Source organism: Enterococcus sp. AMC1623, assembly GCF_058216495.1.
Genome location: NZ_CM177096.1, coordinates 1382605 through 1404076 on the forward strand (window position 1 = coordinate 1382605; position 21472 = coordinate 1404076).

Here is a 21472-nt window from a genome sequence, read left to right on the forward strand (position 1 = left end):
AACAAGTAGAAAACCCTTGATTTTACTGGCTTTTTAAAGGGTCATTTTTTAAGTGGTTTTTGACAATATTTTTGAGATAGATTTTTGTAAAAAAAAAGAGACATGACTTTACTCACATCTCTTCTAACAATTCTTTTTCTTTTGTTACTACATGTTTCTCCCAAAGACAAGCTACTAATTCTTCACTGAATAATACTCTCTCTTGTTCTTCAATAGATAAATTTGTAAATTCCGTGTATAGAGCCTTAGCTATTTTATTGATTACTACTTTAGGAATAGTTACATTCGCTTGAACAAATACTTTCTTCACTTTATTTTGAACATATTTCTTTTGGGCTAATTGATTAGTATTCATCTATTCTCCTTACATGAAAAAGTGGTCAAACATTGCAATAGTGAAAAAATATTGTTCAAATTCATCTAACACTCCATCGAACGCTTGTTTATATAAATAAATAGGTTCATTATTATCGGTTAGTGAGACATATACGTTATCCAAATGAGAAGTATTTTTTCCATTTATACTCATTTGGTTGTTTAAAACCGCAAGCGATGGAGCTTCTTCATTTTCTAGACTACTTAACATTTTACTTATATCTCTTGTATCCGTTGCTTGCTTTGAATGGATGGGTTTTACTACCAGTAATGCTTTTTCTACACGATTCTCTTCTGTTACCAAGTCTTTTACAGTGTGTAAACTTATTATTATTTCATCAGCTTTTTGAGTTACTAAATGATAATTTGTTTCACCAGAACCTTGATTTAAAAGCAGAGTCACAAATTTATCATATTTACTACTATCAATTTGTAGATTTGAACCAATTTCTGTTGCCTCTACTACTTCGGCTTTAGAGTTACCTATATAAAAAAAAGGGTTTGAAGCACTAGGATTACCGTTATAAAATAAAGTGCCTACATTTAATCCATCCATCTCAAAAGCTTCATAAATATCTTGTTGATTTACAACAATATTCGTATTGAACCTATTATCCTCAGTTTTTATCTTATTTTCTAATAATATTTGAGAATTACTTTCATCATTTTTCAGCTGTTTAAATTCATCTATTACACTTAGTTCTTCAACTTCTTCAGTTGAATCTGTAGATATATTACTGTTAGAACTACTTTCAATTTCAATAGCTTCTTCTTTAATTGTCGAAAAATTGCTATTAACTGCTTTTGCTACCACTGGTTCATTTATTTGTGAATATAAATAGGCTCCTGTTCCACCGCTTATCAGAACAATTCCAATTAAAGCTGTTCCAATTTTCATCCATTTTTTCATTTTATTCACCTCTTCTGTTATCTTTTATTAAATAAATTAATCACAAACACTATTCCAGCAACAAATAAAAAAGAAATAAACAGATGTTGAAAAATAAAATCTAATACATGTATCGCGACAGCAATGATAATTACTGCAAAAATTATCCAAGCAATGCATCCACACCCTTTTTCTTTCTCATCAGGAACTTCTACCATTTCCTGAAAAATACGACCACCTTTTAATGCCATTTTCTCAATCCTTTCTCCTCTTTAATTATATGAATCGAACGTTCGTTTAAAACCAACAAAAAAAGCTGATAATTCTGAAAAGAAAACATCAGAGTTATCAACCATGCTATGTATTTATATTTTTTTATACTTCAGCAGTAACAAACGAACGTTCATTACCGGCAATTATTATACCAGATTATATATAATCATGAAGCTATCATCTAGTTAAATGATACCGTTTTTTTATATTATATACTGTTTTAATACAAACGTCACATTTTTCTGCAATTTCTTTTTGCGTTAAATCCGTTTCTACATATAACTTTTTAATTTTATTGATAGTTCGTTCGTCTAATCCCCTATTGCCCAATTGAACGCCATTTTCTTTTAAAATTGCCAATGCTTCTTTGGTTCGTTCAGATATATAATCGGCTTCCAGCTCTGCAATAGCCGATAATATAGTAAAAATAACTTTTCCCATCGGTGTCGATGTATCAATATTTTCTTTAATACTAATTAAATTGATACCTTTTTCTTGCAGTTCACTCATGATATTTACTAACTGCTTAGTAGAACGACCTAACCTATCAATTTTATAAATAATTAACGTATCTCCTGCTTCTAAAATATCCAATGCTCTATTTAATTCTTTACGATTTTCTTTCCTTCCACTGATTTGTTCAATGAAATAAGAATCAATTACATAACGATTAAATGCTTCTTTTTGAACTTCTACCCCTAGATTTTGATTATTTTTACTTGTTCGGATATAACCTACTCTCTTTGCCATAATAAACTTCCTCCTTTCTTTCTAATTAGTTTAATTCAAAAATAAATTTAAATACAAAAATACCCTGACTAACGGGGAAATAGTCAGGGTGAATGAAAATTTTATCACACATAGAGGTGAATATTTCAAATGGTTCTCGTCAAGGTATACTTATATTATTACATAAAAAATAACGATTGTCTATAAAATAAGCTATCCCTTTACTTTTTTATTATACTCCTATAAACCACAGACAAAACACTGACATAAAAGTAACCAATCATAAAAAACACATTCTAAAAAATTGTAATTAGATACGCACTTGATATAATTAATATAGATATAAAATAACAAATAAATGATTTTGATTCTATCAAAAAAGGAGGTATTTATGTATATAAATAAACAAATAAACCAATTATGGAAACAGATAGACTATTTAAAACAAGTGCATGGGATTCCAATTACCGTTATTTCTCACAAAACTGATATTCATTATCAACATTTATTGAATTTCTATCATGGAAAACTTACATTAGGTTCATCTGGTTTAAAAAAACTACATGAAGGAATAAAAAAGCATTATAGGGGTCAATTAGGAATTTAAAAGAAAAGGAGGTTACAAAAATTATGACAAACGGAAGCAGTCAAGGTATTTTCGTTATAGTAGCATTAGTAATATTTGGCTTATTTTGTTTCATTAGCTATATTTTGTTCAGAGATACTATGAAACCTGCATTAGCTAGAATTTATTGTGATGCGTTTACTATTACGAGTAAAAATACTGGTTTTGGAAAGTTGGGAAATTGTGGTGTAGATAGTGAGGGTCAGAAGGATAAAATTCAACGGACATATTACAAAATTCGAGAGGCAACGCCTGAGAAAGGATGGAGTGAAGTATGGGTATTAGTCAAAGAACTAGATAATGGACATGTTGAAATTATAGATTCAGGTAATAAAGACCAATTTTCTGAAGGAGATTTGGGAGCTACTCTTATTGGAGATATAAGTTTCCCAGATACAGTTGGAAATGGTTTAATCATAGAAAATATAGGTATAGGTTCATTTAGAAATGCAAAATTTGCAAATGTAATGAAATTACCAGATGAATTAATTATCTTAGATGATTATTCTCTCCAACAATCATATTTCTCTGGTGAAGCACGATTCCCAGAAAACTTAGAAATCATTGGTATTGAAGCGTTAAGAGATTCAAGATTTACAGGGGAACTTCCTGAAATGCCTAATATTAAAGAAATCAGAGATAACGCTTTTAAAGAGTCTGAATTTGAAGGAAATTTACCAAATTTACCTAATGTTGATTTTGTTGGGAAGGATGCTTTCCACAATTCTAAATTTACAGGTTCTTTTAACGGTATTGGAAGTAATGTAGGAACAGGGGGTAGTGGTTCTGGTAGTGGCTCTGGTAGTGGCTCTGGTAGTGGTTCTGGTGGCACTGGCAATGGTTCAGGAAGTGGCTCTAGTAGTGGTTCTGGAAGTAGTCATGGCTATAATTCTGGTAGTGGTTCTGGAAATGCCTCTGGTGGCACTGGCAATGGTTCTGACAGTGGTTCTGGAAATGCCTCTGGTGGTTTTGGAAATGGTTCTGGAAGCAGTCATGGATATAGTTCTGATAGTGGAGTTGTAATTGCAGATGGTGCATTTGAGAACTCTAAATTTACAGGAAAACCAAATATCCCATCTAACGTATCAATTATCGGTGACAATGCCTTTAAAAACTCTAATTTCACAGAACTTGATTTGAAAGACAACACAGAATTAATTGTCATTGGAGATAATGCCTTTGAAAATTCTAATTTATCAGGTGTTTTGTATTTACCAGATAGTGTAAAATACATTGGTGATAATGCATTTTATAGTAGTAAATTCATTAATAAAGATTGGATATTACCTAAGGAACTAGAACATATTGGTGATTATGCTTTCTATAATAGCACTATGCAAGGCAACCTAACAATGAAAGAGAATCTAAAACACATAGGAAATTATGCGTTTTACAACAGTTACAGTGATGTTACAGTTACAGATAAAGTAGGGTCTCCTAGGGAAACTACTGCATCAGTAAATAAAAAATACAAATTAAATTTAACAGATAGTTTAGAATATATTGGAGATTCTGCATTTGAAAAAGCTATATTTTCTGGAGATTTCGTAATACCTAATAATACCTCATACATTGGTAATAAGGCATTTGCAAATAGCTTTAGAGAATATTCAATCGGTGATAATAAATTTTGTAAAGTTTATACATCAAATCCGTGGCCGGATGATTATGTTTATGATAATTGTTATTATTATAAATCTCAACCAACATTTAAGTTCAATGAAAATATAGAATATATTGGAGTAAATGCTTTTTTTAGTGCTCATTTTAAAGATATATCTACTATCTTTCCCGAGAAATTAAAAAAAATAGGTGACGGTGCTTTTCATCATTCATTTGGAACATATTCAAAAACTGCAGTTAAACAATATGGAAAAATATATTATAGCAAAAAACATACACCATATCATACACAAACAATCCTAGCTGGAAAAAATTTTGAATACTCATACACTTAGAAAATGTTGAAATTGTGGAGTGATAATTATAGGCATGGGTCTTCCCATGCCTATTTTAATTGGAAAATACATCTATGTATCGCTCATGCATTGAGCGATATTATTGTCACACACCACTTTTATAGTCAAGTCGATTTATACACAACGTTCAAATTTCCATCCCCTACTTTTAGATGATAAAATAGAGATGGATAGTTATTAAAAGGGATAGTTATGAGATGGTTACCTTTAGAAATCAGGGATACTTTATTAAATTATGAACCCCTTCATAATCCCTGCATCTATTGATTTTCATCCCCTACTTAAACCCTACATCAACCCTAAAAAAGAGATTTTTTCAAAAAATCAAATGATAACAAAATGATAACTTTCGTGATAACTTTTTGAAAACTATACCAATTTTGAGGTGAATTCGGAAAAATCGCAATGGAAACCTCCGTGAATTTTCAAAAACAGCTGCCCATGAAAAAATTCAAAAAAAATTCTATTCAATTACAACCACTAAATGATGGATAAAAATGAGAATGGATAGTTATGAGTGTAGGGTTACTTATGGATAGTTACGAGAATGGATACTTTAATAAAATAAAATTGATAACACAATAGGAGGGAGTGAACATGAACACACTTTTTGTAAACAATCGGGCAATTGATTCTGAGGAATTAATAGACATCATAACCAATGCAAACGGAATATATGAGAACACCATGATTAAGCTGTTACAATGCAATCGTATCAGCTTAGAAGCACGATTAAAAACTTTAAAAAAGAACAAAATCATCTCTAAAGGAAAAGTAAATAAGCATTTCTATTATGTTGAGAAATATGACTTCAAAAATATGAAGGATTTAGACTTGCAGTCAATGGTCGTTCAATATTTCGTTTCAATTGGCTTATATACCAATAAAATTCAAGTGATTGATTCACCAGACAAAAACAAACAGCTCTATCTTTCAGTATTTACCTCAGGCAAATATAACTTTAAAAACGATGAAGCTATAAAAAAACTTGCAAATAAACAGTATAATCAATTAACTTCTGAAGAAAATAGAAAGTATTTTAGTCAGTTTATCGTCAACGAATTGACTAAATTCCCAATTAGAGTAGCTTCTTTTTCAGATATATTACAAGAAAAATACTATACAACTTCTATAGATACTGTAGATATTCTTGCACTACCTAATAAAGAATTTATCCCAGCAATACAATCCAACTTAGCAGATGTGTCGTTTAGAAATCTAGAAAATAATAGCACTCTCATTAGAAATGATATTTTGATTTTTCTGAATGATTCTAATGAACTTTGTTACTTTGTGAAAGAAAAGAATCAATATAAGTTACAAGCAATTCCCTGTATAGTTGATTTCTTCTATTATTTAACCTTACACAAAAATTCTAAAGATGCCATTTATATTTCTGATAATAGAAAAGAATATGATAATGCAGATGACTTGTATTTTCAAAGTTATTTGAATAAAGAAAAGTATAATACTGTTCAATTAAAAAAAGACAAGCAAAAAGCACAATCTTAAATGATTGTGCTTTTACTTACTTAAATGGGTCAAAGTCTTCAAGCTTAGCTTTTATATCTTCCTCTTCAATCCCTGCATATCTAAGCGTAACTGCTTGGCTACTATGATTTAAAATCTTCATCAGCGTAACAATATCACCTTTGTTTTGCTTTAAAAAGAAATAGGAAAATGTCTTTCTAAGTGTATGTGTGCCAATATAATCTAAACCTAGATTATCTGCAATTTTCTGTAGGATTTTATAATACTGATGACTGGCTAAATGTCTACTACTATCTGTTGGACTTGGAAATAACCACTCAGATTCCGCACTATGTTCTGTATTTAAATAATCAATAATGTTTGATGTTAATGATTTCAGATGAAGAGTTCTTTTTTTACCAGTCTTTATTTCAATAATTTCTGTTTGCGTCTTGTTTTTCACATCAGATACCTTCAGGTTCAATATATCTGAAATCCGTAACCCTATCTTTATTCCAATTGCCATAATCAAATAATCTCTTTTTCCGTGTTTGCCCTTTTGTAATTCTTCTCCAAATTGAATTAGCGTTTCTTTATTTTTTATCGGTTTGACATTAATCATTTTTTGTCCCATAAATTACCTCCCAAATATGCACTATTTATGGATACTTATAGTGTATTTCAATATAAAAGTATCCATCTCCCTATAAATCAAAAATGAAAGATTGATAAAATAGGATTCGTGATGGATACTAATTATAAAAGTATCCCTGCTAGGGTCCTTTATAGCATCATAATTTGGAGGTTGCAAATTTGTAGAACACACAATCACAAGTGATTAAATATATGAAAATCAAAAGGAGAACACTATTTAAGCATGTTCTCCTGAATTTGACTACTAATTTAAAGTATACTACCCAAAGGACTTGTTGTTTGTGGCAAGATAGACGTACATACAATTGCAGCGCAAAAGTACATAACTCCGCAAGCAGCTTAGGGTAAAATAAAAAGCCATTGCGGGCGTCCTGAAATTCCTCTAAAGTTATAGTTCCGACACTGTAACTGGAGGTAAGAAAGGGAATGCTCGCAATGACCGATATTAATACTATCAGAAATCTACGAAACAATCACGATAAATCTATTCAACACATAGCTGACGAATTGGAAATCAACTGGCGCACCGCAAAAAAGTATGCAGATGAGGATCTTTTACCTGAGCCGAAGGTCCGAAAGAAAACGGGCATGATGTATGTGGAACACTGGGGAGGCATCGTTGCTCTCTGGCTTTCTGAAGATTCTAAGCTCCCGAAGAAGAAGCGTAGGACCGTTGACTTTATGACTAAAGAATTGAAGAACCAGGGGTTCCCCGGTTCGTATCGCACGGTTTGTGATTTCGTTAGGGACTGGAAAGCCACTCACTACGTTGAAGCCAATGAAGATCAAGGCTTTGAGCGTTTGGAACATCCTCCGGCGGAAGCGCAGCTGGATTTTGGCACCATGGAGGTCTGCCATGAAGGAGCCTTTAAGGATATCAAAGCACTCGTGATGTCTTTTCCTTATAGTAACGGCGGATTTGCGGTGGCATTACCAGCGGAGAATCAAGAGTGTCTACTTGAAGGAATGAAGGAGCTATTCCGACAAGTTGGCGGCGTCCCACGAAAAATTCGCATTGATAATATGTCTACGGCAGTAACGCAAGTAAAGTCGAAGACGGAACCAGCAGTGTTAACGGATGGGTTTCTGCAGTTCGCTACGCATTATGGGTTTGAGACACAGGTGTGCAACCCTAGAAGCGGAAATGAAAAAGGCAGCGTAGAAAATAAAGTCGGCTATGTTCGCTACAACTTCTTTCCGGCCACTCCAATCATGAAGGACTTCGCAAGCTTTAATGAGGCATTGGCGGTTCAATTAGCGAAAGACAGGGAACGCGTTCATTATGAGAAACATGTACTTATCAGTGAACTCTGGCTTGAGGAAAAAGCGGATCTTTTGGCATTGCCCGATGTCGCATATCCAGTCTTCAAGGAAATCGAAGTAAAAGCCAATAAGTACAACGAAATCAAGCTGGATGGCGAGCGAATCCATGTTCCTCGCGCCCGGAACCATTCCATCATCTACGGGCTGCTTCGCTTTGACTCCTATCAACTGGTTAGCACGGATGGTGAAATTATCGCTGAAGGCCCCCGGCCCTACATGATGAAGAAACGAGCGATTGACTGGCAAGCAATACTACTCGATTGGCGGCGCAAATTGCGTGCGATGCATTACTCTCGTTACTGGAAATATCTACCCGAACGCATCAAGCTCTATCTCAGCCATCCCGATTGGAAAGAACAGGCAAAGCGTGTAGATCAGCTTCTCGTTTTTCTCGTCACCAACGATATGTTAGGTATTGATCAGAACTTCTACGACCTTATCGGTTCTTCGAAAGAAACGGATGCCTATGATGTGGATTGGAATGACTATGATGCATTTCTCAAGTCATCTAATGGGGAGGCGGCGAGTTGATGGAAACCGATCGTTTAGAAGAGGTTTGTAAGCAGTTGCGGCTCTCTCATATTCCTAGAGTCATTGGAACGGAGGGCTTTGAAACCAAAGAAGATTGGTTGCTATTCCTGTTAGAGAATGAATTGAAGTGCCGGGAAGAACTAAAGACAGCTCGGCTCTTCAAACAGGCCAAATTCCCTGTACGCCGGACTTTAGACAACTACGACTGGCATGATCATATCACGCTGCCAAATCCGACCACAAAGGAAGAGTTAATCAGCCTCTCCTTTATCCGCCAAAAAGAAAACGCCGTTTTCGTGGGTACCCCAGGAACTGGTAAGACGCATTTAGCTTGTGCTCTTGGCCAAATGGCCACGCATGCTGGTGTTGAAACACGCTTCTGGCGAGTCTCTGAATTGGTGGGAGAATTGGAACGTCAATGGAAGAACAACACGTTGGAGACCTTCAAGCACCGCTTTGACAAGGTGAAGTTGGTTATCCTAGATGAGATGGGCTATGTGCCGTTCACTAAGGAAGGTGCCGAGTTGCTCTTCCAGCTGATCAGTGATTGGTATGAAACGAAAAGTATCATCATCACCAGTAATTTGGAGTTCAGCCAATGGAATAAGGTGTTTATCGATACACGTTTGACGGCGGCATTGGTGGACCGCTTAATTCATCACGCACACATTTTAAGCTTCACCGGAGAGAGCTTCCGGCTCAAAAACGCTCTATCAAGACCAAAATAATCAGAGAAAAATTTCAGGCGCAAAGGTGTGTACTTTTTCTTTGCAATATTGTGTAGGAAGGTCTTGCAAAACACACTTGTCTTTACCGCTTTATCTACTAATTGTTCATCCGTGATACTACTGATATAAATTTTCGTTGTATCTAGTTTGGAATGCCCCAACATCTTACTTATTGTAAAAATATCTTGACCCATCTGCAAATTTTTTACCGTCCAATAATGCCTTAGTGTATGGGGACTGCATCTAACAGTTGCCCTAACGCCTGCCCTCTTACCTGTTTCTTTCAATATCAATTCAATATTAGTCACCGTTTTAATTTTTCTTCCTGTTTTCCCTAAAATTAGCTGTTCATCTAATTTCCTTGTTTTGCCATGATAATTTCTAAGTGTATAAAAATGACTATCTCGAATCCTTCTATATCGAGTAATAAAATAATTTAATTCAGATGAAATTGGAACTACTCGCCATTTACTCCCCTTTCCTAATATTCGGATATAGTTTTCAGCTAAATCTGTATCCTTTAAATTTAATAGTTCAGATACACGTATACCTGTATCTGCTAAAAGAGCAACAATACACTTATTTCTTGCTCCTAAATAGGTATCAAATTTCCACACATTCAGCATATCCTTTACTTCTTTATCATTGAATGTAGTTAATAATGGCTTTGTTTCCTTTAATAACCTTATCGTTTCCAGAGGACTAACTTTGACTACTTTCTCAGCTACTAAATAGTTCCAGAATGCTTTGTGAGTTTTTAAAATTGCATTTATATAACTACTTTTTAATTGGCAATCCAATAAAAAACTGATGAACAACTTATAATGAATTTTCGAAACATCTTCAATTAAAAGCGGTGAACTAATTTCTTTTCTGTAATAGTCTATAAATTTTCGATGATGTTGTTCATAAGACTCAATCGTTCTTTTTGAATAATTTTCCAATTTCAATTCTAACAAGTATTCCTTTACTAATCGTTCATAGTGCATAAAAAAATGCCCCTCTCATGTCATTAGTTGACATAAGAAAGGCACTTAGCAATAATACTAGAACATAAAAGTAGAAACACTTTTTACACTAATTTTATCATGTCTGAAAAATTGGTATAGTTACTTTTACATTAACAGATTATTTGTTTTTCAAGTTGTAGAAAGATTTCAAACCTTTGTATTCTGCAACTTCACCAAGTTGGTCTTCGATACGTAGTAATTGATTGTATTTAGCAATACGGTCAGTACGTGATAGAGAACCAGTTTTGATTTGGCCAGCGTTAGTTGCAACAGCGATGTCAGCGATTGTTGAATCTTCTGTTTCACCAGAACGGTGAGATACAACTGCAGTGTAGCCAGCTTCTTTAGCCATTTCGATAGCTTCAAAAGTTTCAGTTAAAGTACCAATTTGGTTAACTTTGATTAAGATTGAGTTACCAATATCTTGGCTGATACCTTTAGCTAAGATTTCAGTGTTTGTTACGAATAAATCGTCACCAACTAATTGAACTTTATCGCCTAAGCGTTCAGTTAATAGTTTCCATCCATCCCAGTCATTTTCATCCATACCGTCTTCGATAGTGATGATTGGGTATTTGTTAACTAATTCTTCTAGGTAGTCAACTTGTTCAGCAGCAGTACGTTTCGCTCCGCCTTCACCTTCGAATTTAGCATAGTTGTATACGCCGTCTTCGTAGAATTCAGAAGATGCACAGTCGAATCCTAAGAATACATCTTTACCTGGTTCTAAACCAACAGCTTTGATTGCTTCTAAGATTGTTTCAACGCCGTCTTCAGTACCTTCAAATTTAGGTGCAAATCCACCTTCATCACCTACAGCAGTTTCTAAACCGCGAGATTTCAATATTTTAGCTAAAGCGTGGAATACTTCTGCACCCCAACGTAAAGCTTCTTTAAATGTTGGCGCACCAACTGGTAAAATCATGAACTCTTGGAATGCGATAGGAGCATCTGAGTGAGATCCACCATTGATGATATTCATCATTGGAGTTGGTAAAACTTTAGTGTTGAATCCGCCTAGGTAGTGGTATAAAGGCACTTCTAGGTAATCAGCAGCAGCACGAGCTACAGCAATAGAAACACCAAGAATAGCGTTCGCACCTAATTTACCTTTGTTAGGAGTTCCATCTAATTCGATCATTGCTTTATCGATAGCCATTTGATCGCGAACATCGTAACCGATGATTGCTTCAGCAATAACGTTATTTACGTTATCAACAGCTTTAGATACCCCTTTACCTAAATAACGGTCTTTGTCGCCATCACGTAATTCAACCGCTTCATGTTCACCAGTTGAAGCTCCTGAAGGAACCATACCGCGTCCAAACGCACCTGATTCAGTATAAACTTCTACTTCGATTGTTGGGTTACCACGTGAGTCTAAGACTTCGCGAGCGTAAACATCAGTAATAATTGACATGTTTTGTCTCTCCTTTGAGTTTGTTTTATCGTAAGGGAACTCCCTTGTGATACTTCTATTTTAATGAATTTTAAGCAATACTGCAAACAAAATTCGAAAATGAAATCGAATTATTTTACAGCGTCTAATAAAGCTAAGAATGATTCTGGTTGTAAGCTTGCGCCACCTACTAAAGCACCATCAACATTTTCTTTTGCCATGTATTCAGCGATGTTTTCTGGTTTAACAGAACCACCGTATTGAATACGAACTTTTGCAGCTACTTCGCCACCATAAAGTTTTTCAACTGTTTGACGTACAACACCACAGATAGTATCTGCAATTGTTGCATCTGCAGATTTACCAGTACCGATAGCCCAAATTGGCTCATAAGCAATAACTAAGTTGCTTACTTGTTCATCTGTTAAATCAGCTAAACCAGCAGTGATTTGTCCTTCAATCCATTCAGCAGTTTTTTCTGCTTCATATGTTTCTAAAGACTCACCACAGCAAAGAATTGGTGTCAATCCGTTTGCAAAAATAGCTTTTGCTTTTTTGTTGATGTCTTCATCTGTTTCATGGAAGTATTCACGACGTTCTGAATGACCAATGATTACATAGTCTACACCTAAATCTGCTAATGCAGCTGGTGAAGTTTCACCTGTGAATGCTCCTGAGTTTTCCCAATAGCAATTTTGAGCAGAGATTTTTAAATCAGTTCCTTTTGCAGCTTCTACTAAAGTTTCTAAAAATAGCGCTGGTGAACCAATTACTGAATCTACTTTGTCATTGCTAGGGATATTGTTTTTTACAGCTTCTGCAAAAGCTTTTGCTTCTGATGCTGTTAAGTTCATTTTCCAGTTACCTGCGATAATAGGTTTACGCATTTATATGACACTCCTTTTTTCAATTCGTTCATACGTAGAAATAGCTAGTTCTACGTATGAAAAGATCGATTATTTATCGTTGATTGCTGCCAAGCCAGGTAATTCTTTACCTTCTAATAATTCTAAACTTGCGCCACCACCAGTAGAGATATGAGTAAATTTATCTGCAAAGCCTAATTGTTCAGCCGCTGCTGCAGAATCTCCTCCACCGATAATTGTTGTTGCGTCTTCTAAGTTAGCAATTGCTTCACAAACACCAATTGTTCCGTTAGCAAAATTAGACATTTCAAACACACCCATAGGACCGTTCCAAACAACTGTTTTAGCATCTTTTAAGATATCGCCAAATAATTCAACTGTTTTAGGACCAATATCTAGACCCATTTGATCTACTGGCACGCCGCCTTCATGAACTTCAGTTGGTACATCGTTAGAAAATTCAGGAGCAGTTACTGAATCAACTGGTAATACTAACTTATCGCCAGCTTTTTCAATTAATTCTTTTGCTAATTCAACTTTGTCAGCTTCAACTAATGATTTTCCAATTTCAATTCCTTTTGCACGATAGAATGTATAAGTCATTCCACCACCGATAAGAATTTTATCTGCTTTTGGAATTAAGTTTTCGATTACACCAATTTTATCTGAAACTTTTGCGCCACCTAAAATTGCCACCATTGGACGTTTAGGTTCTTCAACGGCTTCACCGATAAATTTGATTTCTTTTTCCATTAAGAATCCAGCTACTGTTGGAATGCCTGTTGAAGCAATTCCTACGTTAGAAGCATGTGCACGGTGAGCTGTACCAAACGCGTCATTTACGAATACGTCACCTAATGATGCCCAGTATTTACCTAATTCAGAATCATTTTTGCTTTCTTTTTTACCATCTACATCTTCAAAACGTGTGTTTTCAAAGACAACTACGCCACCGTCTTCTAAGTTGTTGATTGCAGCTTCTAATGCTTCACCACGAGTTTCAGGAACGAATGTTACTTCTTTACCAAGTAATTCGCCTAAACGATCTGCAACAGGTGCTAAAGATTTACCAGCTTTATCTTCTTCTGTTTTTACACGTCCTAAGTGAGAAAATAGAATTGCTTTTCCACCTTGGTCTAATACATAGTTGATTGTTGGTAAAGCCGCTTTAATACGTGTATCATCAGTGATTACGCCATCCTTCAATGGAACGTTAAAATCAACACGAACAAGAACTTTTTTACCTTTTAAATCAATATCTTGTACAGTCTTTTTAGCCATGAAATTGCCTCCTAATATCGGTCTTTCTCTTTAAAAAAAGCGGAGAAGCGCGTCGCTTCCCCGCTTTGATACTGCCAATTCAGATAATTAGATTATCTTATAAATTAGCGAAGTATTCTAAAGTACGAACTAATTGTGCAGTGTATGACATTTCATTGTCATACCATGAAACAGTTTTAACTAATTGTTTGTCGCCAACTGTCATTACACGAGTTTGAGTAGCATCGAATAATGAACCGAAAGTCATACCTACGATATCAGAAGAAACGATTTCGTCTTCAGTATAACCGTAAGATTCGTTAGCAGCTTTAGCCATCACTTCATTGATTTCATCAGCAGTAACTTGTTTGTCTAAAACAGTCACTAATTCAGTTAATGAACCAGTAGCAACAGGAACACGTTGAGCAGCTCCATCTAATTTACCGTTCAATTCTGGAATTACTAAGCCGATAGCTTTAGCAGCACCAGTTGAGTTAGGAACGATGTTTGCAGCAGCCGCACGAGCACGACGGAAGTCACCTTTAGGGTGTGGTCCATCAAGAGTCATTTGGTCACCAGTGTAAGCGTGGATAGTTGTCATTAAACCTTCAATAACGCCGAAGTTATCGTTTAATGCTTTAGCCATAGGAGCCAAGCAGTTTGTAGTACATGAAGCACCAGAGATAACTGTTTCTTCGCCTGTTAAGATTTCATGGTTTGTGTTGTAAACGATTGTTGGTACATCGTCTCCACCAGGAGCTGAGATAACAACACGTTTAGCGCCTGCAGTCAAGTGTTTTTCAGCAGCAGCTTTTGATGTAAAGAAACCAGTACATTCTAGAACGATATCTACGCCTAGATCGCCCCATGGTAATTCTTCAGGGTTGCGGTTAGCTAAAACTTTCACTTCTTTACCATTTACATTGAAAGAACCTTCGTGAACTTCAACAGTACCGTTGAAACGTCCTTGAGTTGTATCATATTTTAACAAGTGTGCTAACATTTTAGCATCTGTTAAGTCGTTGATTGCAACCACTTCGATTCCTTCTACATCTTGGATACGACGGAAAGCTAAGCGTCCGATACGTCCAAATCCATTAATACCTACTTTAACTGTCATTTAAGATTTCCTCCTTATGAAAATCAAAAAAATTTTATTTTAAAGGGTCGCCCCTCTTAAAATCTCATTTGCTGCGGCTTCATCTGTGATGAGCCACGTTTGTTTTGGTGCGTTTTTCATATAAGCGCGAATGGCTTTTGCTTTACTTCTCCCACCAGCTATGGCGAATACGTAAGGGATATTCTGTATGTCTTTTAATTGTAAACCTATACGAGGGATTTTGTAAACGACTTGCCCTTCTTCATCAAAAAAATAACCAAATGATTCTGCTACAGCATTTTTGCGTTTTAGCATCAGAATCTCTTCTTCAGTCATCTTTCGTCGAGCAGCCATGTGCAAGGCCTTTCCGATACTGTGAATGACACAGTTTGCTTCGCTTATTAAGTTTAGAACTTCTAAAATAGAAGGTTCTTGCATCAGTGAATTATATGTGGCTGTACTTAATTGTTCAGGAACATATAATGCGCGATATTTGCCATTGGTTTGGATCGCCATTTCAGCACTTACAGAATTTGCTTGTACACTTACAGCTTCTCCAATTCCTCCTCTAGCAGGTACGAATAAGTTTTCACGTTGCTCTGTTTCTAAATCAGAGAGCTCGCTTGCAACTTGTGCCATGGTGGTCCCACCCATTACCGCAATAATGTTTTTACCATTTGGCAAATTTTCGTCCAGTGCTTCATAAAGAAGATGTCCAAATTCGCTAATTACTTTTACTTGTTGATCGCTATCGCCACCTGTAATGAAGCAACGAGAAATCCCAAAATAACTAGCCAACCGCTTTTCAATCTGGTGCATTTCAAATAATTGGTCCATCATACTTCCTAGTTGATTGTAAACATCTTCGCCTTTAGCTGTTAACATCATGCCGCTTTTTGAAGATTCAATCAATTTCAGTCGTTTTAATACATCCGTTTCTGTTCGCAACACACGTTCTGTTAAATCTAAACTCTCAGCCAACGTACGTCGACCAATCGGCTGCATCCAGTAAATATTTTGTAATATTCGGTATCTTTCTTGGAGAACCGTCAAAATATCTGGAGCAATAGCTTCAATCAATTTTATTTCATCAAGCATATGCAACCTCCGTTGGACTTTTTTTGTCCTAGATAGACTTAATATGACCCATGTGTTGTAAAAAAAAGCGAATTTACTTTTCAGTACCAATTCCTTACACAAATAATTCTAGCATGTTCTTTTTTATTTATCAACTAATACTCAAAGAAAAAAATCAAAAATCCTTGTTTTTCTTTAAAAAATCACAAAAAACAGAGGAATTTCACTAAAAATTCATGAAACCCCTCTCAATGCTTATGTTTCATCGTATCGCTTACGTTTGGTTGACGATGGAATTTTTAATAAATCGCGATATTTAGCGATTGTTCTTCGTGAAATATCTATGCCTTCATCGTTCAAAAGTTCCACTAATTTTTGATCGGATAAGGGTTTAGCTTTATCTTCTGAATCGATTAACGTTTGCAAGCGATGTTTCACATCATTTGTCGAGCGTTCTCCTTCATCAGAGGCGAGTTTTTGACTAAAGAAATGTTTTAATTCAAAAACGCCAAAATCCGTTTCTAAATATTTGCCATTCACAGCACGACTGACTGTGGATTCGTGAATAGCCAATTCTTCTGAAATATCTTTTAAAATTAATGGCTTGATAGGATGCTCTTTATTGAGAAAGAATTCTTGTTGTCTTTCAACGATTGCTTTCCCCACATTGTAAATAGTGTCTCCACGTTGTTCCACGGTTTTTTTCAGCCACTCAAACGCTTGTTGTTTTTCTTTCAGATAGTTTAACACTTCTGAATCTCCACTTTGAGTCATTTGTTCAAAATAATTTTGCTGAAATTTGATTTCTGGCATTCCACTACGATTTGAGACTACCGTCACTTGTTGTCCGTCAACTCTAACCGTTAAGTCAGGGATGATGTACAAGCCTTCTGTCGAACCAAAGACTGCCCCTGGTGTTGGCGTTAATGTTTGAATATAATCAAATACTTTTTGAATATCTGTCAAAGAGATGACTAACTTTTTAGCGATACTTTCCCATTTTCTTTCAACTAATTCTGTAAAATATTCTTCTAATATTAAATACGCAATTTCTGGTGCATAGTTATCTCGTTCGGTTTGTAACATCAAACATTCTTGCAGATTTCTAGCACCTACACCCGCTGGTTCTAATTGCTGAATTAGGGTCAAAGCATCCAATAGTTGAATCGGCGTCCCACCTGTCTGTTCAACTGCTTCGTCCAGCGAAATTGTTAAATAACCATTCAAGTCAATATATTCTACCAAATACAGAACCAGTGTCCTTAAATAAGTATCACGATAGTTCAAATGAATTTGATCAATTAAGTGCTCGAATAATGAAATTGTCGTATCAGGGATTTGGTTTAAACGTGTCATTTCTGTGCCTGTTGATGTACGTGGTTTTGAGTAGTTTGAAGTATAATTAGGTTGAATGACATCAAGTAGTGGATTTTCTAAGGCTTGATTCTCAATAAATTGTGTTAATTCCTCTGTAGAAAACTGCAAAACTTGAATCGATTGCTGTAATTTTTGTGTCATCGCTAGTTTCTGTGTTTGCTTTTGTTGCTGCGAAAACTGCTGTTCAAATTTCATTTTGGATTTCCCCTTGTTTTTTTTCTTAAAGTTCGCTAAACTATGTAAAGTGTTCAGCACCTTTAGTGTAGTGGATATCACGCAAGATTCCGGTTCTTGAGACAGGGGTTCGATTCCCTTAAGGTGCGTTTGTGTAACTGATTACATTATACTTGATGCTACGTTAAATGGCAAAACCCTATCATATGGCGTTTTATGATATACAAATAGTCGCAATTTTTTTGTGCGTCTCTTGTGCGACTATTATTTGTGCGCCATTTGTGCGTTTAATATTGAAAAAAATATTGCTGTTGAAGGCGAGAATAACATTGGCAAGTGATACAATCTTAATCGATTGTATCACTTTTTTTATGGAAACACCTTTTCGTAAATGGTACAATTAATAAAATAAAAATTTGTTGGAGGTAATCAAATGAAAAAGATGCAATTTTTAGGGTTGGTGCTATTTTGTGGTTTTATATTAGGAGGTTGTGCCGGAGAAGATAAAGAAAGTTCAGATACAAATACTACTACAAATAACGTCCAATCTAGTAATGTAACATCAACCATTAAAGATACCCAAGTAACGGAAACAAGCGGTGATTTTGTTGAAACAGCAGCCGATGCATATTTTGATGGCACCACTTTAAAAGGTAATACTTATACAATTAAAATTACAGACTATAAAGTAATACTTGCTGGTGAACAGGGCAACGAATATGGCGACACTCCTATTATTGCTTTTTGGTATGACACTTTAGTAAATCCTGATTATGACAACGAAAAAAGTATTAATCCAACTATGGCATGGATTAGTAATTTTAACGCTGTACAAGATAATGATCCAAATATTATTAATAAGCTTGATGTTGCACCTCTGCCTGATCCACAGTATCGTGATACACAGACTAGTGACATTAAGCCAGGCGGGACAGTCTCTAATGCAGTTGGTTATGTATTGACTGATACAGAAACTCCAGTCACATTAAATGCTGAAAGCATGCTAGGCGATAATTTTGGTACAGCAGAATTTACAGTTAAATAAAATTTATATCGTTTTTTAAATAATACGAAAATATTTTTATTCCAGCAGTTGATTACAATAAATCAATAGTACCTTATAAGAGGAGGTGCTAATATGTTGTATTTTGAAAATAGAGTTGGGAAAGTTTTTATTATCAATGACTATGTACATGTAAAAACAAACTTTTACACTATTGATATTAAAGTTTTAGATGATAATATCGCAATGGTCTTTTTGTTAGCAAAGAGGCAAGCGGAAGAACTTAAGGTGCGTTCGTGTAACTGATTACATTATACTTGATGCTACGTTAAATGGCAAAACCCTATCATATTGAGTTTTGTTAAAAAGTATAAGTCAATAAAGAATTTAAAAAAAGAGAGTTAGTGAAATGACTAACTCTCTTTTTAGTAATTTTCTTGAAATTTTCCTATAAATTTTCTTTTCAAGAAGAAATATGTTATACTTAAGTAACGCGAAAGATATTTTTATGCGACACTTTAATTTGTTTTTAGGAAATTTATTCACACTGGCGTAACTACAGGGTTACAAGGATGTATTAGAGGTTAGGGAATATATCGTTTAAATGAGAAATAGTTAATTTTTAGTAATAGTTATAATTGGTATCAACTTTAAAATAAATATATTGATTCGTCAGATAGCCTTCTCTTTTTTAGAGAGGGCTATCGTTCATTTTCAGAGTCTTTAATTTCAATGACCAAACGATGTTCTGGCGATTCAAGAACCAAGAATTGTAAAAACTGGAAAAACATCAATAGCCAAACAAAAGCTACTAAAAATGCTAGAAACTCAAAAGCTGTTAATGATAGATAATGAACACCCATAAACAAAAATACGCATAAAACAAGCAATCCCATCACAATAAATGAAGTGATTTTAAATTCTCTTGTAATTCTAGGTAATAACCAAGGTAATGTGACAATTAACAGAATAACTAAATAAACAAGGTTTGCGGCAACATGATTATGAATCACAGCCGATAAAGAACCTTCTTTATATGGAAACATCCCTACACCACCTAAATTTACAGCAATCAAAATTAATAGCCAGCGTAAAATCTGAAGTTTCATTCCTGGATATCGTTCTTGCAAATTCACAAAAATATAATCAATTAATGCAATCATCAAAATGGCCGATAAAACTAAGGTGAGATTGAATTGCCAACGGTTTGTCGCTTCGCTGGTACCTAAAAAACTAAAATTATGTTGCCACCACTGATTTTCTCGATTAGTTACCATCGCACCAACGACACCACCAATAATTACAAAGGTCAAAATATTAGTTAATAACAATGGGGTCAATTCCATTACAATATAAATAATAAAGTAATTAATAATTGCTATACTGACAAAATAAAGCCCTGTAGCAGTGTATAAATCAAAAACTAATCCAGGAAACATATAACGTAAGATTCGAAAGAGAAAAAGACTTCCTAAGAATAACATAATGCCTAATGAAATAAATAATGCTGGAAAATTACGCCAATATAAATTTTTAGCTTGAGAAAACCGCTTGCCTTTTTTTATACTGGTAAAAATAAGTGTCAATGTCAAAAGACCTGTGAGTGTTCCTAAGGTTGACAACATAAAACCTATTGAGTCATACCCTGACAAAGCAATTTGGGTTCGTTTTGTAAAATAATAATAAAGAAAAAACAAGAAGGCAGACAAAAAGGATGGAACAAAAAACAAACGTAATGAAATAGTTTGGCTACTCATAGTAGTTTCTTTTTCTTTTATTGTCAAAACACCTGTATTTACATCTAATTCCCCTTCTCCTTCTGACCATTTGATTAATTTTGATTTTTCAACTATTTCTTTTGGAAGATTAAAACGTACTTTATTCATGTTTATTCCACCTTTTTTAAACTCTTTTGTTTTGCTTATCATACACAATTTTGGTAAATAACAAAAGCGACATCATTAAACAAAAAACACCCAAAAGCTATTAATAAGCTTTTGGGTGTTTTGCAATGATTATAATTCTTCTTCCTCGTCATCAAATTCATCGTCGTCATCATCGTCAATGATTGTTAAGTCTTCTTCAATACTTCCTGGAAGTTCTTCTTCATCATCATCGTTGGTTGCGCCAATTTCTTGTAAATCAGAGTTATATGCTGCGATTTCTTCATCTTCATCGTCATCATCAAATAAATCATCATCTTCTTCTTCATCAGTTAGATCTGTATCTTCTGGATCATCATCGTTGTAGTCAATAGCATCTTCATCATCACTAATAAAGGCATTTACTTTCTTACGTTTACGACGGCGTGGTGCATCTTCGTCATCTTCGTCAATTCCATGGTTTACTTCTTCGTCAATCGAATCAATGGCATACCATGAACGTAAGCCCCAACGATTATCACCTAAAGAAATGAAACTACCATCAATGTTTAAGTCTGTATAAAACTGCGCCAATGAATCACGAATATCGCTATCAGATTTCCCTAAATAGGTTTGAATCTCATTTACTAAATCTGAAAAATCCATTACATCGCCTTTTTGAGACAAAATTGCATAGGCAACTTCAATCATGGATAATTCGTTTCTATTTACACCTTCAAATACATTAATTTCCAATCGGGACACGTCC

At 34.8% G+C, this 21472-nt stretch carries 21 protein-coding genes and 1 tRNA gene; 8 read left to right on the top strand and 14 right to left on the bottom strand.

Annotated features, from left to right (window positions below; all coding sequences use genetic code 11):
• Positions 1 to 112: 112 nt before the first annotated feature.
• The 4 genes from AC4BC7_RS06840 to AC4BC7_RS06855 form a co-directional block, all read right to left on the bottom strand.
• Positions 113 to 355: a hypothetical protein gene (locus AC4BC7_RS06840; RefSeq protein ID WP_053108546.1), complete on the bottom strand. Its 243-nt coding sequence runs from the start codon at positions 353 to 355 to the stop codon at positions 113 to 115.
• 9 nt (positions 356 to 364) lie between these two features.
• The gene (locus tag AC4BC7_RS06845) at positions 365 to 1285 is read right to left on the bottom strand and encodes a hypothetical protein (RefSeq protein WP_088775027.1); all 921 of its coding nucleotides are present in this window, start codon (positions 1283 to 1285) and stop codon (positions 365 to 367) included.
• 17 nt (positions 1286 to 1302) lie between these two features.
• The gene (locus AC4BC7_RS06850) at positions 1303 to 1515 is read right to left on the bottom strand and encodes a hypothetical protein (protein WP_053108542.1); all 213 of its coding nucleotides are present in this window, start codon (positions 1513 to 1515) and stop codon (positions 1303 to 1305) included.
• A 199-nt stretch (positions 1516 to 1714) separates the two neighbouring features.
• A complete protein-coding gene (locus AC4BC7_RS06855; RefSeq protein WP_088775026.1) occupies positions 1715 to 2287 on the bottom strand; it encodes a recombinase family protein in 573 nt (190 codons plus the stop codon).
• Positions 2288 to 2657: 370 nt separating this feature from the next.
• Between AC4BC7_RS06855 and AC4BC7_RS06860 the strand changes: the two genes are divergently transcribed.
• The 3 genes from AC4BC7_RS06860 (at position 2658) to AC4BC7_RS06870 (ending at position 6382) form a co-directional block, all read left to right on the top strand.
• On the top strand, positions 2658 to 2873 hold the full coding sequence (locus AC4BC7_RS06860; protein WP_088775025.1) for a hypothetical protein: 216 nt from the start codon (positions 2658 to 2660) through the stop codon (positions 2871 to 2873).
• A gap of 23 nt (positions 2874 to 2896) precedes the next feature.
• Positions 2897 to 4849 carry a leucine-rich repeat domain-containing protein gene (locus AC4BC7_RS06865; RefSeq protein ID WP_490504212.1) on the top strand — a complete coding sequence of 651 codons (1953 nt, stop codon included), beginning with the start codon at positions 2897 to 2899 and terminating at the stop codon, positions 4847 to 4849.
• A gap of 618 nt (positions 4850 to 5467) precedes the next feature.
• The gene (locus AC4BC7_RS06870; RefSeq protein ID WP_088775023.1) at positions 5468 to 6382 is read left to right on the top strand and encodes a hypothetical protein; all 915 of its coding nucleotides are present in this window, start codon (positions 5468 to 5470) and stop codon (positions 6380 to 6382) included.
• 16 nt (positions 6383 to 6398) lie between these two features.
• Here AC4BC7_RS06870 and AC4BC7_RS06875 read toward each other — a convergent pair whose 3' ends face one another.
• Positions 6399 to 6974: a tyrosine-type recombinase/integrase gene (locus tag AC4BC7_RS06875; RefSeq protein ID WP_060791511.1), complete on the bottom strand. Its 576-nt coding sequence runs from the start codon at positions 6972 to 6974 to the stop codon at positions 6399 to 6401.
• 446 nt (positions 6975 to 7420) lie between these two features.
• On the opposite strand from AC4BC7_RS06875, the gene istA reads away from it, so the two are divergent.
• Positions 7421 to 8848 carry an IS21 family transposase gene (gene istA, locus AC4BC7_RS06880; protein ID WP_093365140.1) on the top strand — a complete coding sequence of 476 codons (1428 nt, stop codon included), beginning with the start codon at positions 7421 to 7423 and terminating at the stop codon, positions 8846 to 8848.
• Positions 8848 to 9576, top strand: a complete 729-nt coding sequence (gene istB / locus AC4BC7_RS06885) for an IS21-like element helper ATPase IstB (protein WP_490502869.1) — start codon at positions 8848 to 8850, stop codon at positions 9574 to 9576. The genes istA and istB overlap by 1 nt, the downstream gene beginning before the upstream one ends.
• On the opposite strand, the gene AC4BC7_RS06890 is transcribed toward istB, so the two are convergent.
• From AC4BC7_RS06890 to rpoN, 7 genes are all read right to left on the bottom strand, one after another.
• Complete coding sequence (locus tag AC4BC7_RS06890) at positions 9507 to 10565, bottom strand: tyrosine-type recombinase/integrase (protein WP_490504213.1); 1059 nt, start codon at positions 10563 to 10565, stop codon at positions 9507 to 9509. The two genes, istB and AC4BC7_RS06890, sit on opposite strands and share 70 nt — an antisense overlap.
• 139 nt (positions 10566 to 10704) lie before the next feature.
• Positions 10705 to 12006 (bottom strand): surface-displayed alpha-enolase, encoded by a 1302-nt coding sequence (gene eno / locus AC4BC7_RS06895; RefSeq protein WP_490504214.1) that lies wholly within the window; start codon positions 12004 to 12006, stop codon positions 10705 to 10707.
• Positions 12007 to 12116: 110 nt separating this feature from the next.
• A complete protein-coding gene (gene tpiA, locus AC4BC7_RS06900; RefSeq protein WP_207941139.1) occupies positions 12117 to 12872 on the bottom strand; it encodes a triose-phosphate isomerase in 756 nt (251 codons plus the stop codon).
• Positions 12873 to 12941: 69 nt separating this feature from the next.
• Positions 12942 to 14132: a phosphoglycerate kinase gene (locus tag AC4BC7_RS06905; RefSeq protein WP_207941141.1), complete on the bottom strand. Its 1191-nt coding sequence runs from the start codon at positions 14130 to 14132 to the stop codon at positions 12942 to 12944.
• A 97-nt stretch (positions 14133 to 14229) separates the two neighbouring features.
• Complete coding sequence (gene gap / locus AC4BC7_RS06910) at positions 14230 to 15231, bottom strand: type I glyceraldehyde-3-phosphate dehydrogenase (RefSeq protein WP_207941143.1); 1002 nt, start codon at positions 15229 to 15231, stop codon at positions 14230 to 14232.
• A gap of 39 nt (positions 15232 to 15270) precedes the next feature.
• A complete protein-coding gene (locus AC4BC7_RS06915; RefSeq protein WP_207941145.1) occupies positions 15271 to 16308 on the bottom strand; it encodes a sugar-binding transcriptional regulator in 1038 nt (345 codons plus the stop codon).
• Between the two features lie 234 nt (positions 16309 to 16542).
• Positions 16543 to 17859, bottom strand: a complete 1317-nt coding sequence (rpoN, locus tag AC4BC7_RS06920) for an RNA polymerase factor sigma-54 (protein ID WP_490504215.1) — start codon at positions 17857 to 17859, stop codon at positions 16543 to 16545.
• A gap of 56 nt (positions 17860 to 17915) precedes the next feature.
• Between rpoN and AC4BC7_RS06925 the strand changes: the two genes are divergently transcribed.
• The 3 genes from AC4BC7_RS06925 (at position 17916) to AC4BC7_RS06935 (ending at position 19147) form a co-directional block, all read left to right on the top strand.
• Positions 17916 to 17987: transfer RNA gene (locus AC4BC7_RS06925), tRNA-Arg, on the top strand.
• Between the two features lie 284 nt (positions 17988 to 18271).
• Positions 18272 to 18883, top strand: coding sequence for a DUF5067 domain-containing protein (locus tag AC4BC7_RS06930; RefSeq protein ID WP_490504216.1), 612 nt, complete (start codon positions 18272 to 18274; stop codon positions 18881 to 18883).
• 93 nt (positions 18884 to 18976) lie between these two features.
• Complete coding sequence (locus AC4BC7_RS06935; RefSeq protein ID WP_490504217.1) at positions 18977 to 19147, top strand: hypothetical protein; 171 nt, start codon at positions 18977 to 18979, stop codon at positions 19145 to 19147.
• Positions 19148 to 19542: 395 nt separating this feature from the next.
• Here AC4BC7_RS06935 and AC4BC7_RS06940 read toward each other — a convergent pair whose 3' ends face one another.
• On the bottom strand, positions 19543 to 20727 hold the full coding sequence (locus AC4BC7_RS06940; RefSeq protein ID WP_490504218.1) for a DUF998 domain-containing protein: 1185 nt from the start codon (positions 20725 to 20727) through the stop codon (positions 19543 to 19545).
• A gap of 129 nt (positions 20728 to 20856) precedes the next feature.
• Entirely contained in the window at positions 20857 to 21459 is a 603-nt protein-coding gene (gene rpoE / locus AC4BC7_RS06945) for a DNA-directed RNA polymerase subunit delta (RefSeq protein WP_490504219.1), read from the bottom strand.
• Between the last annotated feature and the right edge of the window lie 13 nt (positions 21460 to 21472).